This window comes from Afipia sp. GAS231, assembly GCF_900103365.1.
In the GTDB taxonomy this organism is placed as follows: Bacteria; Pseudomonadota; Alphaproteobacteria; order Rhizobiales; family Xanthobacteraceae; genus Bradyrhizobium.
The window spans coordinates 6,164,302-6,178,194 of record NZ_LT629703.1 but is presented as its reverse complement, the minus strand read 5'-3'; the positions used below and the strand labels follow the sequence as shown (position 1 = coordinate 6,178,194).

13 protein-coding genes are annotated in these 13,893 nt (G+C 63.4%); 5 read left to right on the top strand and 8 right to left on the bottom strand.

All coding sequences use genetic code 11. The annotated features are described in order from the left end of the window. Window position 1: 1 nt before the first annotated feature. The 5 genes from BLS26_RS29135 to BLS26_RS29115 all read right to left on the bottom strand — a co-directional run bounded on the left by BLS26_RS29135 (window position 2) and on the right by BLS26_RS29115 (window position 4,921). A complete protein-coding gene (locus BLS26_RS29135; protein WP_092515946.1) occupies window positions 2-850 on the bottom strand; it encodes an ABC transporter ATP-binding protein in 849 nt (282 codons plus the stop codon). Between the two features lie 122 nt (window positions 851-972). Next, entirely contained in the window at window positions 973-1,971 is a 999-nt protein-coding gene (locus BLS26_RS29130; RefSeq protein WP_092515945.1) for an ABC transporter substrate-binding protein, read from the bottom strand. Between the two features lie 139 nt (window positions 1,972-2,110). Further along, window positions 2,111-2,920 (bottom strand): ABC transporter permease, encoded by an 810-nt coding sequence (locus BLS26_RS29125; RefSeq protein ID WP_092515944.1) that lies wholly within the window; start codon window positions 2,918-2,920, stop codon window positions 2,111-2,113. A 255-nt stretch (window positions 2,921-3,175) separates the two neighbouring features. Then, a complete protein-coding gene (locus tag BLS26_RS29120; protein ID WP_172804725.1) occupies window positions 3,176-3,883 on the bottom strand; it encodes a TetR/AcrR family transcriptional regulator in 708 nt (235 codons plus the stop codon). 174 nt (window positions 3,884-4,057) lie between these two features. Further along, window positions 4,058-4,921: a VOC family protein gene (locus BLS26_RS29115; protein ID WP_092515942.1), complete on the bottom strand. Its 864-nt coding sequence runs from the start codon at window positions 4,919-4,921 to the stop codon at window positions 4,058-4,060. Between the two features lie 267 nt (window positions 4,922-5,188). On the opposite strand from BLS26_RS29115, the gene BLS26_RS29110 reads away from it, so the two are divergent. From BLS26_RS29110 to BLS26_RS29095, 4 genes are all read left to right on the top strand, one after another. Beyond that, window positions 5,189-6,076 (top strand): IS110 family transposase, encoded by an 888-nt coding sequence (locus tag BLS26_RS29110; protein ID WP_244541724.1) that lies wholly within the window; start codon window positions 5,189-5,191, stop codon window positions 6,074-6,076. Between the two features lie 388 nt (window positions 6,077-6,464). Continuing rightward, window positions 6,465-7,358 carry a sugar kinase gene (locus BLS26_RS29105; RefSeq protein ID WP_092515941.1) on the top strand — a complete coding sequence of 298 codons (894 nt, stop codon included), beginning with the start codon at window positions 6,465-6,467 and terminating at the stop codon, window positions 7,356-7,358. Between the two features lie 20 nt (window positions 7,359-7,378). Beyond that, entirely contained in the window at window positions 7,379-8,302 is a 924-nt protein-coding gene (locus tag BLS26_RS29100; RefSeq protein ID WP_092515940.1) for a ribokinase, read from the top strand. Window positions 8,303-8,377: 75 nt separating this feature from the next. Continuing rightward, window positions 8,378-9,487 (top strand): mandelate racemase/muconate lactonizing enzyme family protein, encoded by a 1,110-nt coding sequence (locus BLS26_RS29095; protein WP_092515939.1) that lies wholly within the window; start codon window positions 8,378-8,380, stop codon window positions 9,485-9,487. 30 nt (window positions 9,488-9,517) lie between these two features. Here the strand turns inward: BLS26_RS29095 and BLS26_RS29090 are convergent, their stop codons facing one another. Further along, window positions 9,518-10,738, bottom strand: coding sequence for an NAD(P)/FAD-dependent oxidoreductase (locus BLS26_RS29090; protein ID WP_092515938.1), 1,221 nt, complete (start codon window positions 10,736-10,738; stop codon window positions 9,518-9,520). A 269-nt stretch (window positions 10,739-11,007) separates the two neighbouring features. Here BLS26_RS29090 and BLS26_RS29085 point away from each other — a divergent pair, with 269 nt between their 5' ends. Further along, complete coding sequence (locus tag BLS26_RS29085) at window positions 11,008-11,793, top strand: enoyl-CoA hydratase/isomerase family protein (RefSeq protein WP_172804724.1); 786 nt, start codon at window positions 11,008-11,010, stop codon at window positions 11,791-11,793. Between the two features lie 42 nt (window positions 11,794-11,835). On the opposite strand, the gene BLS26_RS29080 is transcribed toward BLS26_RS29085, so the two are convergent. Next, window positions 11,836-13,179, bottom strand: coding sequence for a TRAP transporter large permease (locus BLS26_RS29080; RefSeq protein ID WP_092515936.1), 1,344 nt, complete (start codon window positions 13,177-13,179; stop codon window positions 11,836-11,838). Then, window positions 13,176-13,760: a TRAP transporter small permease gene (locus BLS26_RS29075; RefSeq protein ID WP_092515935.1), complete on the bottom strand. Its 585-nt coding sequence runs from the start codon at window positions 13,758-13,760 to the stop codon at window positions 13,176-13,178. The genes BLS26_RS29080 and BLS26_RS29075 overlap by 4 nt, the downstream gene beginning before the upstream one ends. Window positions 13,761-13,893 lie beyond the last annotated feature (133 nt).

Below are 13,893 nucleotides of genomic sequence, written 5' to 3'. Positions count from 1 at the left end.
CTCAGTCCAGCGGGCTTTGGGTGAAGAAATGCTTTCGAATGCGCTGCACCAGTTTGGTGAAGGCGGGGTCCGCCATCGAATCCAGCGAACGCGGACGCGGCAGCGGCACATCGTAGATCGCGGCGATCGCGCCGGGACGCTCGGTCATGACCAGCACGCGGTCGGCTAGGAACACGGCTTCGGGGATCGAATGCGTAATCAAGAGCACCGTCTTGCCGGTCTCGCGCTGAATCCGCATCAGTTCGACGTTCATCTTCTCGCGCGTCATGGCGTCGAGCGCGCCGAACGGCTCGTCCATCAGCATGATCTTGGGATCATGTACCAGCGCGCGGCAGATCGAGGCGCGCTGCTGCATGCCGCCGGACAACTGCCACGGCAGTTTCTTCTCAAACCCTTCGAGCCCGACCAGTTTCAGCAGCGCCTTGGCGCGCAGCAGATATTCCTGGCGCGGCAGCTTCTTCATGTCGATCGGCAGCATCACGTTAGACAGGATGTTGCGCCATGGCAGCAGCAATGCGTTCTGGAACACGATGCCGACATTGCCGTGCGGCTTCGTCACCGGTTCGCCGTCGACCAGGATTTCGCCGGTCGATGGCGCCAGCAGCCCCGAGATCATCTTCAGCAGCGTGGACTTGCCGCAGCCGGACGGGCCGACCACGACAAAGAACTCGCCCTCGTTGATGTGAAAATCCAGCGGCTTCAGCGACGGCACGTCGCCGTCGCGCGAGCGATAGGTCTTGGACACGCCCGAAAGCGTAATCCCCGGCGCCGCGCCGGCGGCGCGATCAGACACCAGGCGCAGATGCGCCGCAGGTTGAGAGGCTTCGGTTGGTTTGGTTGCGGGGTTCATTCAGAGTCCATTCGCGAGCAACGATGGTAACTCGTCATTGCGAGGAGCGTAGCGACGAAGCAATCCATGCTTTCTTCCTGGCGCGATGGATTGCTTCGCTTCGCTCGCAATGACGAGAAGCCTCACGAGCCGCCCTTCGGCAGATAATCGTTGGTATAAAACGCCTTCGGATTGTCCTTGGCCTTGGCGTCGAGCCCGCCATATTCGACCATCAGGTTGACCGTGTCGGTCATGTTCTGGTCGGTGACTTCGAACGGCCGCTTGGCCTTGGTTTCCGGTGTCCGGTATAGCGGGATCGTCAGTTCAAAGCCTTGCGTCAGCGTTTCGATCTTGCCGCCCTTCGGGTTGGCATCAAGGATCGACTGTGCCGCGGCCTTCGGATCCTTCTCGGCGGCTTCGACCGCCTTGGTGGTGGCCGACATGAAGCGCTTGACGAGGTCGGCGTTGGCCTTGACGTAATCGGTGTTGGCGACGACGCCCGACGAGACCATGTTGATGCCGTAGTCGGCGAACTTGATCGGATAGACGTCCTTGCCGGTGGCGTCCTTGATCTTCATCGACTGGTCCATGACGTAGCCCAGCAGGAGATCAGCCTGACCGTTGATGACGGCATTCAGCTTGGTCTGGCCGTCGCCGGCCACCGTGGTAAAATCGCTTTCCTTCAGCCCGGTCTTCTTCAGGAACAGCGGCCAGATTTGGGTCATGGAATCGGCCGGCGTGATCGCGACCGTCTTGCCCTTGATGTCTTCGGGTTTTTTGATGTTCTTCTCGACGAAACCCATCGCCGACATCGGGCTGGTCTGCAGCAGCACGCCGGCGGCCACGATCGGCGCACCCTTCACTGCCGCGCGCATCATGGTGGGGACGTCGACATAGCCGAAATCGGCGGTCTTGGCCGCCACCGCCTGCGTCGTCGCTGCCGAACCGCGACCTTCCTGGATTTCGAGGTCGATGCCTTCGGCGGCATAGATGCCCTTGGCCTTGCCGTAATAGAACGGCGCGTGCTCGCCATAGACGTACCAGTTCAGCATCAGCACGACCTTGTCGGCGGCAGAAGCCGGAACCGTTGAAAGCGCGGCCCAGATCAAGGCGGTCGTAATCGCACCTATCATTCGTAACATGTTTTCCTCCCTTTCCCCGTCATTGCGAGGAGCGTCAGCGACGAAGCAATCCATCTTCCTTTTTGCGGCAAGCATGGATTGCTTCGCTGCGCTCGCAATGACGATCAGATCGTCTGTTGTCGTTTTCCGTTTGGCTTTCCTAAGAAGCGAAAATGATGTCCTCGCGCTGGCTGACATGCCAGGGGATCACGAGCTTTTCGATGCGGTCGACGATCCAGAACAGCACCACGCCGAGCAGCGCCAAAATCACGAGCGCCGCGAACATCGTCGGCAAATCGAAGGTGCCGATCGAACGCTGCAGCACATAGCCGATGCCGGAATTGGAGCCGACGAACTCGCCGACCACGGCGCCGACGACAGCCAGCGTCACCGAGACCTTGAGGCCGGAGAAAATCGCCGGCATCGCATGCGGCAGGTTAACGGCGCGAAACACCTGGAAGCGGCTGCCCTGCATGGCGCGCGCCAGATCGACCATGTCAGGGTCGACCGATTTAAAACCCTGCACGGCCGAGACCACGACCGGGAAGAACCCGAGCAGGAACGCCGAGATCACCTTCGGGATGATGCCGAAGCCGAACCAGACCACGAACAGCGGCGCGATCGCGATCTTCGGCACCGATTGCGAGAACACCAGCAGCGGATAGACGTAGCTCTCCACCGTCTTCGATCCGGCGATCAACATCGCCACGGGAATGCCGAACAACGCCGACAGCGCAAAGCCGCAGATGGTGGCGTAAGTGGTGGGCCAGGCCTGCCGCAGCAGTTCCGGCCAGTCGGTCCACAGCACCGCCAGCACGTCGCCCGGCGACGGGATCTGATAGGCCGGAATGTGGAACAGCCGGATCGTCAGATCCCAGGCCACCACGATGAAAATCAGGAACAGAAACGGCCGTATCCACGCTGCGTTCAGCGCTCTGGATACAATGCTGGGCGCCTTCGCCTCGGCCACGTCTCACTCCCCGGCTGGTTTTCTTTTCGGGGAGAAATTAACCCGTTGGATAAATACTGGCAAGTGGGTTTCGGTGTGACAATTTGGGGCCTCTCGTCACTCCATTACCGTCGTCCCTGCGAACGCAGGGACCCATACGCCGCGGCCTATCAGGAGGTCTGTGGCCTCAGCGGCCTTCGCAACAACGGCCGGTGGTTATGGGTCCCTGCGCCCGTGCGCAATTGCGCACTAGGCAGGGACGACGTTGGAGGTTGCCTACACCGGCTGGTGCGCGGGCGCCCGCAATTTCGCGACCTCGGCCTTGCCGAAATCCGCGGTCGATTTTCCCGTCAGCGCCGCCAGCACGAGCGCCACCATGTGGGCGAGGCGCTCGTCCCTCGCCTGCTTCTTCAGGAGGTCGCGGCCGAAGATCACCGAGAGCGTGGCGCTGTTGGAGAGATAGAAGAAGCACAGCCCGGCGATCGAGATGTACAACTGCACCGGATCGACCGCGACGCGGAAGTCGCCGCTTTCGACGCCGCGCGTCACCACGGTGCGGATCATCTCGACGAACGGCGAGTGCATCGACTTGACCTTGGTCGAGCGCTTCAGATGGCGGGCTTTCGCCAGATTTTCGGTGTTGAGCAGCGCCAGGAATTCGGGATTGCGGAGAAAATAGTTCCAGGTGAAGTCGATCAGCCGTTCGATCGCCTCGGGCGGATCGAGATGTTCGAGATCGAGGCCGCGCTCCTCGGAACGGATCTTGTCGTAGGCTGCCTCCAGCACCGCGAGGTAGAGGTCTTCCTTGTTGCCGACATGGTAATACAGCATGCGCTTGTTGGCGTCGGCATTGGCCGCGATGCGGTCGACGCGCGCACCGGCCAGGCCGTGGGCGGCAAATTCCTGCTTGGCGGCCTCGAGAATGCGGATCCGCATGCCCTCGGGGTCGCGCTGCCATTTCAAAGCCGGTTTTGCCTTTGCCAAATCAGGTGCTCGATGGTGTCACGGGATCGTCTGTAGCATGCACGACGGGGTTTGAGAATGATCTGCGTCCCCTCCTCGTCATTGCGAGCGAAGCGAAGCAATCCAGAGGCCACAAAGGAAGTGTGGATTGCTTCGTCGCTGGCGCTCCTCGCAATGACGGCCGATACGGCTGAGTCAGTCGGCCGCCTTCCCCGCCGACGGCTGCACCAGGAGCGTCGGGACCCCGCAGGTGCCTGAGCGCACCGTCATCACCCGCGTGCCTGGCTTGCGGCCGGTGCGGACTTCGGAGACGTCGACGCCGGCCTCGGCCAGCCGCGCATGGGTGGCATCGATGTCGGCGACGCGCCAGCAGATGCCGCTGAGCCGGTCGTGCTGGATGTCCCGCGGCGGGTCCGCGGGCTTGGCCGGCCGGTGCGTGACCTCGACGATGAGGTCGCCGCAGCGGAAGAACATCAGCCGGCCCCAGTCCGGATGCGAGCGGTCGAGCGCCATGTCGAGCCCGAGCCGCGCGCCATAGAGGGCTGCGGCGCGCTCGGGATCCGGCGTCGACACCACGACATGGTCCATTGCGGTAATCGGCCCGGTCGCCGTCGGCGCCGAGCGCGGACGCTCGCTGGCGAGTTGAAGATAGAACAGCCGGATGCCGCGCGTGGCGTCCGAGGCCGTGCGAGTCCGCTTCCACGACAGCACAGCCTCCGAGAGCGCGTCACGGCTTTCGACCTCGGCAACCGGCTCGGGCTTCAAGGTCAGCCGATCGAGCCGGCGGTGCAGCTTGGCGATGTCGTTGGTGCGAAAACAAAGGCTCGCCAGCCCCTCGCCCTGGGCCGCCAGAACGCTGCGGATTCGATCCGCGTTGGCGTCCGCGCCGGAGGGCGCCATCAATTCCAGCGACATGTTGTCGAGCGTGAACAGCACGCGCTCCGCGCCGTCGCCGCTGTTCTGCCAGGCCGGCGCCCGCGCGAACAGCGTCTGGTAGGTTGCGCTGGCCGCATCGATATCGCTGGTGAGAACGACGACGTGATCGAGACCGGTAATCACCGAGAAAGCCCCCTTGTGTCGGCAAAAACTGGCAGAATGTGCGAACGGGCGGAACCGCCCGTTGCTGGAACTGAGCCCGTAACGCCCCAAAGCGGCAGAGCCTGTATGAGAGCGAGGGACAGCTCCGGTGTCTTCCTCAACCCGAACAGTTGCAAGGGCCGTTGAGCCCGTACCGAGCAAGGAAGGGAGTGGATGATGGCACAAAATGGTCTCGTTGTCGTCGGCATCGATGTAGCAAAGGACAAGGTCGATGCGTGCATTCGCGAGTTGGCGCTGCGGCAGACGTATCCGAGCACTGCCCAGGGTCATCGCAAGCTGGTTGCCTGGCTTCGCAAGCACAAGGTGAACAGGGCGGTGATGGAGGCCAGCGGCGGCTATGAGCGCGATTGGGGGAAGGTGCTCCGCCTGGCCGGCATCGCCGTACGGATCGTCGACCCCAAGCGAGTCCGCAGCTTTGCGCAGTCGGCCGGACGCCTGGCCAAGAACGATACGATTGATGCAGAGATGATCGCTTGGTTCGCAGAGACGTTCAGCGAGGCGCCGGGCCAAGTGCACGATGCCGCGCGCGAAGAGCTGCAGGCGCTGGTGAAAGCTCGTCTCAATCTGGTCGATCTCAAGATACGACTGGAAGCTCAAAACGAGCATGCTGCACCAGGACAGGCTCGGAAAGCGCGGACCCGTATCTTGAAGAGCTTGCTCGGGGAAATTGCCAAGCTCGAAGTCGCGATCTCGGCCCAGGTCAGGGCCACACCTCATCTTGCCGAACGCGCCGAGATCGTCGAGAGCGTGCCGGGCTTTGCCGAAACGAGCTCAGCGAACCTCATTGCTGGAATGCCGGAGCTTGGGCAAGTGAGCGACGAGATCGCCGCGGCGTTGTTAGGCGTTGCCCCTTATGACGATGATAGCGGAAAGCGCCGCGGCGAACGCCACATCAAGGGCGGCCGCCGTTGGGTCCGAAACGCCCTCTACATGCCGTGCCTCGGCGCGGCCACACAGAACAATCCTGTCTTCAAGGCCTACTATCAACGGCTACTTGCCAAGGGGAAGGAGCCGAAGGTTGCGCTCGTCGCCTGCATGCGAAAGCTGATCATCATCCTCAACACAATGATCGCACGCCGGCAGAAATGGGATCCCAGCCGTTACGCACTGAATTGAGCGAGCGCACTTCACCGCGCTCGGTCCTAGACCGAGCGCATGCCTAGCCAACAGACCGGGGAGCGGACGGCGTCAAGGCCGTAAGCCGCCGAAGGCGGGGGCGCGCCTCGCGCCAGCCTTGAGGCCAGCCGATCACCGGTCTACTTCAGCACAGTTGCTCCCATTTTGTCGCACCGCCCGGGAAACCCGGAAAGTGTCTAGCCGTTATATGCTGCCGTGATATGCAGCCTTGGGAAGGTCGTAGTCCCCTCATATTCGCATCTCAAGCTGCAAACACGGCAGCGATGCGAATATTTTCAGCGAAACCATCCGATATCCGGTGCTAATGTAACCGCGCCGGGCCCAACAACCTTCAGCCCAAACCGCTGCAGTACATGACGGAAAACGAATGCAGGCCCTCTTCATCGGACAGACCTATATCGACGTTACCTTCATCACCGACCACATGCCGACCGGCGACGAAAAGCATGTGGCTTCCGCCTACGCGGTTTCGTTTGGCGGCAACGCCGTCACCGCCGCGTTCTGCTGTGCGAAACTCGGCATCGTGCCCGACCTGATCGCGACCGTCGCCAATGACTGGTTGGGGCGCATGTTCCAGGACATGAGCGCGAAATACGGCATCTCGATCCACCCGCGCAAGGTCAACGCCTCCTCGCTGTCCTTCATCATGCCGAAGGACGGCAAGCGCGCCATCGTCCGCTGCCGCGACGACGAGCACATCCACCCTTTTCCGATCCTCAACCTCAGGGGTTGCCGTGCCCTGCATATTGACGGCCACCAGCCCGACGCCGCCATCCATTATGCCAAACTGTGTCGCGAGGCCGGCATTCTGACCTCGCTCGACGGCGGCGGCCTGCGTGCCAATACCCATGAACTGCTGGAATTCATCGACATCGCGATCGTCGCCGAACGGCTGTGCGAGCAGATGGAGAAGACGCCGGAGGAGATGCTGGATTATCTCAAGAGCCGGGGTTGCCGGGTCGGCGGCATCACGCTCGGCGAAAAGGGCCTGCTCTGGTACGACGAGACCGGCGCGGTCCATACCTTGCCGGCGCTGCCTATACCGCGCGAGCGCGTGATCGACACCAACGGCGCCGGCGATGTCTTCCACGGCGCCTATGTCTATTCCTACCTCGCCAATCCCGGCAAAAGCTGGCACGACCATTTCGTATTCGCGCGCGCCGCATCGACGTTCAAGATTCAGCGCCTCGGCAACGAGGCTGGCTTGCCGACGCTGCAAGACATCGAAGTGGTCAAGATGGCGTTCCCGGCCACCGTATGACCCGATGAGACGGAGATAGCATGGGGCGCGTCTTCGTCGCCGGCAGCATCAACATGGATGTGGTGGCGACCGCCGACCGGCATCCGAAGATCGGCGAGACCGTCGCCGGCAACGCCGTGCATTATTTCCCCGGCGGCAAAGGCGCCAACCAGGCGGTGGCATCCGCCAAGCTCGGCGCGCCGACCACGCTGATCGGCCGGCTCGGGACCGACGCCTTCGGCCAGCAACTGCGGACCTTTCTCGCCGCACAGGCGGTCGACCTTGCATACGTCAAGGACACCGCCGAGGCCCACACCGGAACGGCCATCATCACCGTTGCAGAGGCCGACAATACGATCGTGGTCGTGCCCGGCGCCAATGCACTGGTCAGCGCCGAAGACGTCACCGCGCCTGTGCCGGCGAAAGGCGACGTCGCCGTCAGCCAGTTCGAGATTCCGCAGGCGACGATCCGCGCATTCTTCCGACGCGCACGGGCGGCGGGTGCGACCACGATTCTCAATCCCGCACCGGCGATCCTGTTCGACAAGGATGTGCTCGATCTCGTCGATATCCTGGTCCTCAACGAGACCGAGCTCGGATTTCTTACCCATACGGAGCTGCGTGACAGCGACGATCCCGCCCGCTTCGTGGAAGCAGCAAGCGGCCTGCTAGGCGGCGGCAGAATCATCTGCGTGACGCTCGGCAAGCGCGGCGTGCTGGCGCTGATTGATGGCGAGGCGTCGCTCATCGCCGGCTACGCCGTGAAGGCGGTGGACACCACCGGCGCCGGCGATTGTTTTGTCGGCGCGCTCGCAAGCCAGCTCGCCGGCGGCGCGGCGATCCGCGACGCGATCGCTTACGCCAATGCCGCGGCATCGATCTGCGTACAGCGGATGGGCGCGGCGCCCTCGATGCCGACGGCAGCCGAGGTCGTGGCGCTGCTATCCACAGGGGCGCCTTCCTGATCCCACCGTCTTGATATCGGGCGCGTCCGGCGACATGCTGTCTGCGGCGCTTGCCCCAACGAACAAGGAAAAACCATGGCCAAGATCGTGCGTGTCGAAGTCCTGCAGGTCGATCTTGTGCCAAAGGCGGTCCGCACCGACGCGATCCAGTCGTTCGCCACGCAGGAAACGCCGATGGTGCGCATCCACACCAGCGACGGCATCGTCGGCACCGGCTATTCCTATACGATCGGTACCGGAGGTTCGTCGGTGGTGGCGCTGCTGCGGGATCATCTCGCGCCCCGGCTGCTCGGCCGCGATCCGCTCGACATCGAGGCGATCTGGAAGTCGCTGTTCTTCTCAACCCACGCAACGGCCGTTGGCGCCATCACCGCACTCGCGCTTGCCGCGATCGATACGGCATTGTGGGACGTCAAATGCCTCGCCGCGGGTCGTCCGTTGTGGAAGGAAGCCGGCGGCGCGCAAGCCTCGGTGCCGGTCTATTCCACCGAGGGCGGCTGGCTGCATGTCGAACCGCAGGCGCTGGTCGATGACGCGCTGTCGGTGCGCGCGCAGGGTTTTGGCGGCGCCAAGATCAAGGTCGGCCGTCCCCATGTCAGCGAGGACATCGCGCGCCTGACGGCGGTGCGCGAGGCGGTCGGCCCCGGTTTCGAGATCATGGTCGACGCCAACCAGGCCTTCACGGTCGGCGAAGCGATCCGCCGGGCCCGCCAGTACGAGCCGCTCGACCTCGCCTGGTTCGAGGAGCCGCTCCCCGCCGAAGACCTCGGCGGACATATTCGCCTGGCGGCATCGACCTCGCTGCCGATCGCGGTCGGAGAGTCGATCTATCACCCTAGCCATTTCAGGGAATATCTGCAGCGCCACGCCTGCGCCATCGTGCAGGCCGACGTCGCGCGGATCGGCGGCATCACGCCGTGGCTCAAGGTGGCGCACCTTGCCGAAACCTTCAACGTTCCGATCTGCCCGCACTTCCTGATGGAGTTGCACGTCTCGCTGTGCGCGGCGGTGCCGAACGCGGCCTGGGTGGAATGGATTCCGCAGCTCGACGACATCACCACCAGCCGCCTGACCATCGAAGGCGGGCGGGCCAAACCGTCTTCCGAACCGGGCCTCGGCATCGCCTGGGACTGGCAGGCGATCGCGAAGCTGCAGGCGTTCACCCCGGTCGTCCTGACCGCGTGATGATGACCTGAGGCCGGCACCGCGCCAGCTTTAGGTCAGCGCGCCCTTCAGATCGAAGCTGGCATCGGCCGCCTGCTCCGGGGTGATCGAACGATTGGCGGCCAGCAGACGCCGGCCGAACATGTGATCGCCGGCGCGGTTGACGGATTCGATGCCGAGCAGATGTCCGGCCTTGTAGCAGAAGGCGGAGAAGGCTCCTGCCCCGCGATCGCCGCGCACCACGACCTGGTCGTAACCGGTGGTCAGGCCCACCATCTGCAGCTTGTCGGGACCCTGATCGCTCCAGAACCACGGCAGGCCGTCATAGGGCTTGGCATCGCCGGTCAGCCGCGCCGCGACGCAACGCGCGTGATCGGTGGCGTTCTGCACCGATTCCAGCCGCAACGAGCCACCGAACCGCGGGCTCGTATACAGCGCGCAATCGCCGACCGCCGAAATGTTTGGATCCGCGGTCAGCAACTGCTCATCGACGATGATGCCGGCCGCCACCGGCAGGCCGGCCTCCGCTGCCAGTTCGACATTGGGCAGGACGCCGACACCGACCACCACGAGATCCGCCGGCATATGCCGGCCGTCGCTGAGGCTGACGCCGGTCACTTTGCCGCCGTCGCTTTCGATGCTGGTGACCTGCACGCCGAAATGAATCCGAATGCCGGCGGCGGCGTGCTGCGATTGGGAAAATTCCGAGATTTCCGCCGTCACCGCGCGCGCCATCACCCGCGCGGCGAGTTCGACCACGTCGACTTCGAGGCCCTTGGCCCGCGCCGTTGCGGCAAACTCCAGCCCGATGAAGCCGGCGCCGATCACGATGACATGCTGACCGGAGGCGATCCGGTGCCGCAGCGCCTCGCTGTCGTCGAGCGTCCGCAGATAGCGCACACCATCGAGATTGGCGTTCGGAATATCCAGCAGGCGATTGCGCGCCCCCGTTGCCAGCACCAGGTGGCCGTAGTCCAGCGACGCGCCCGAGGCGAGCGAGACTTTGCGCGCGTTGCGATCGATCGAGGTGGCGCGGTCCGTGATCAGATCGACGTGCTGGTCATGATAGAATTTTTCGGGCCGGAACATCAGGGTGTCCGGTCCGCCGGTTCCCTTCAAGTAGGCCTTGGACAGCGGCGGCCGCTGATACGGCAGATGGCCTTCGTCATTTACGAGCGCGATGCGTTCGGAAAAGCCGTTCTGGCGCAATGAGGCCGCAAGCTGAAAGCCCGCATGGCCGGCGCCGGCGATGATGATCGGGCCTGAACTCATCGCGGCAACCCAATTGCAAGGGCACAGGAATAACCCATGTCGAATCCTTGTTCTACCGATGTTGGCTTGCTCGTCCAATCGCTGAACAGCGGCGCTCGTGTCCGCGTCCTAGACGATGGCGAGCCCTATCTGGCCTCATGGTTCGACGAGACGCAAGGGCATCTCTGCCCAAAAACGTGATAATTTTGCAGACCCCGCCGGGGATTGTCACCCCTGCCCTTCTGCGATTTAAATGCCCCGGCTGCCGTTCCCCGCGCGAGGACTTGCAAATGCCCGATCATACCGCAGACCCCGCTTTGCTCCGGATTGAAGGTCCGATCGCGACCATCACCCTCAACCGGCCCGCGGCCTTCAACTCGATTGATCTGTCGATTGCGCAAAAGCTCGAACAGCTCGGCGCCGAGGTCGAGGGCAATGACGATATCCGGGTGCTGGTGATCGAGGGCGAAGGCCGCGCCTTCTCCGCCGGCGGCGATTTGCAGACCATCGGCGCCGCAGCCGCAGCCGACAATATCGCCCCCGTGGTCGGGGAACTGCTGAAGCATTACCACGCCTTCATCGAGACGGTGCGGCGGATGCCGAAGATCGTGCTGTCCAGCGTCAACGGCTCGGCGGCCGGCGCCGGCATGGGGCTGGCTTTTATTACCGACCTCTGCATCGCCGCTGACGATGCCCGTTTCACCCCGGCCTACGCCAAGATCGGCGTCTCGCCCGATGGCGGCAGCACCGTGGGCATCGTCGGCACCGTCGGCACCCGCCGCGCGCTGCAGCTGTTCCTAGCGGAAGACAGTTTTACCGCAAAGCAGGCTTACGAATGGGGCCTGGTCGCGCGCGTCGTACCATCAGCCGAACTCAAGGCCGAGACCCGAAAATTCGCCGAACGGCTGGCGCAGAACCCGCCGGCCGCCATCGCCGGCACCAAATCGCTGGTCTATCAGGCCGCAGTCACGCCGACGAAGCAGCAACTCGACGCCGAGGAAGCCAAGATCATCGACGCCATGCACACCGATGATTTCCGTGTTGCAGTGAAGAAATTCACCAGCAAGGGGAAGTGACCCTTCGTCGTCCCGGCGTTCGCCGGGACGACGCAAATGTTGTCACGTGTTCGGGCAGATATAACTCGTCCCCGCCGGAGACTTGAAGCACCCGACCGACTCCGGGATCACCTGCTTCGGCAGCCACAGCACCACCTTCGGGAAATAGATCGTGAAGGTGATGGTGACCAGGAATACGACATAGATCGGCAGCGCCGCGCGTAACGCCTTCGCAAATGGCACACCGACGAATTTCGACGCCATCAGCAACACCAGCCCGTAAGGCGGCGTAATCAGCCCGAATGCCAGCGTGGCGATCAGCACCACGCCCATATGGACGCCGTTGATGTCGCCGGCCTGCGTCAGCGTGTTCACCAGCGGCATGAAAATGATGATGGTCGGCACCGGTTCGATGAAATCGCCCACCACCGTGAACAGCAGCACCAAAAGCAGCATCATCAGATGCGGGTCGTTGCCCGCGATCGAGGTGATCCAGTCGGCGATCACAGCGGCGCCGCGCAGATAGGCCAGCATCCAGCCGAAGGCATTGGCGGCGCCGATGGTGATCAGCGGCAGCGAGAAGATCAGCCCGGCGAGGCAGAAATCGTAGGGAATGTTCCTGAAATGCTTGCGATTGAGCGCCGGGATCACCACCGCGATGATCCAGATCACGGCGACGACGCCGGCTTCCGTCGGCGTGAAATAGCCGGTGAGGATGCCGCCGAGCAGGATTACCGGGATCATCAGCGGCAGCGCCGCGTCGCCGGCGGCGAACACGACCTGGCGCAACGGCGCCCGCGGCTTGCGCGTACCGACGGGCCCGAAGAAATAGCAGTAGATCATCAGGCCGAAGCCGATCATCAGGCCCGGCACCACACCGGCCATGAACAGCCCGGCGATCGAGACGTTGCCGACTGCGCCATAGACCACCGCCGTGATGCTCGGCGGCACCAGGGCAGCGATGGTGGAGGCGGAGGCGATGATCGCGGCAATGAAGGCGGGACTGTAGCCTTCCCGCTTCATCGGGCCGCCCAGCGCACGGCTCATGACCGCGACGTCGGCGGTGGTCGATCCCGACATTTCCGAGAAGAACATCGAGAACACGACGACGACCTGCGACAGCCCGCCCCTGATGTGGCCGACCAGCGACAGCGACAGATTGGCTATTCGCACCACCACATTGGCCGAACTCATGAGTTCGCCGACCAAGAGGAAGAACGGTATCGCCAGCAGCGCCTCGGAATCGACGCCGTCAAACACCTTCTGGATGATCGCCGCCAGCGAAACGTCCGTCAGCATGGCGCCGACGAACACGCCCGCCAGCAGCGAAAACGGCACCGGCACGCCGAGATAGCCGAAGAAAAGGAAGCAGAACGTCATCAGACCGAGAATGACCGGTGCACTCACGGGCGTGCCCTCGTCTCAGGCCTGACCTCGACGGGCGGAATATCGCGGTCTTCCTCCGGCGGCTCGGGATGGTCGAACCCGTTCCTGACGCCATTGACCAGTTGCTCCACCGTGAACAGCGCGATCAACACGCCGGCGAACGGAATCGCCGCGTAGAGCGAAGCGATCGGCGTGCCGGACGGCAGCCGGAAGCTTCCGAATCCCCGGAGATAATTGATGTAGCCAAACCAGATCAGGCAGGCTGACACGCCGAGCACCACGATCCGAATGAGAACCTCGACGATCGTGCGCGGCGTGCCATGCATCGCTTCGGAGACCGCGGTCAGATACAGATGATCGTTACGGCGGGTGGCGACGGCCGCACCGATGAAGATCGCGTAGATGAACAGCGTGGAGGTGGCTTCCTGCAGCCAGAGCCAGGGATGGCCGATGGTCCGCGTGACTATGTCGGCCGTCACCGAAAGCGAAAACCCGAAGCACAGAATGCCGCAGACGACCATCAGGACCAGTTCGAGCCGGTCGAACGCCTGCCATTTCAGGTGACGCTGCCGCTGCAGCACCAGTTTGTCGGCGATAGCCATCGGTTAGACTCTCTGTCCCGGATCAAGCTCTCTCGTCGTCCCGGCGAACGCCGGGACCCATGGCCACCGACGCGTGACGTCCAAAGAACACGGCGACCTGTTCGTCTTATCGAAAGGCCGCGGCGTATGGGTC

Bases quoted from the DNA above. Each gene is read 5' to 3' on its own strand.
- BLS26_RS29135 (WP_092515946.1), bottom strand. From the start codon at position 850: ATGAACCCCGCAACCAAACCAACCGAAGCCTCTCAACCTGCGGCGCAT.
- BLS26_RS29130 (WP_092515945.1), bottom strand. From the start codon at position 1,971: ATGTTACGAATGATAGGTGCGATTACGACCGCCTTGATCTGGGCCGCG.
- BLS26_RS29105 (WP_092515941.1), top strand. From the start codon at position 6,465: ATGCAGGCCCTCTTCATCGGACAGACCTATATCGACGTTACCTTCATC.
- BLS26_RS29100 (WP_092515940.1), top strand. From the start codon at position 7,379: ATGGGGCGCGTCTTCGTCGCCGGCAGCATCAACATGGATGTGGTGGCG.
- BLS26_RS29095 (WP_092515939.1), top strand. From the start codon at position 8,378: ATGGCCAAGATCGTGCGTGTCGAAGTCCTGCAGGTCGATCTTGTGCCA.
- BLS26_RS29090 (WP_092515938.1), bottom strand. From the start codon at position 10,738: ATGAGTTCAGGCCCGATCATCATCGCCGGCGCCGGCCATGCGGGCTTT.
- BLS26_RS29085 (WP_172804724.1), top strand. From the start codon at position 11,008: ATGCCCGATCATACCGCAGACCCCGCTTTGCTCCGGATTGAAGGTCCG.
- BLS26_RS29075 (WP_092515935.1), bottom strand. From the start codon at position 13,760: ATGGCTATCGCCGACAAACTGGTGCTGCAGCGGCAGCGTCACCTGAAA.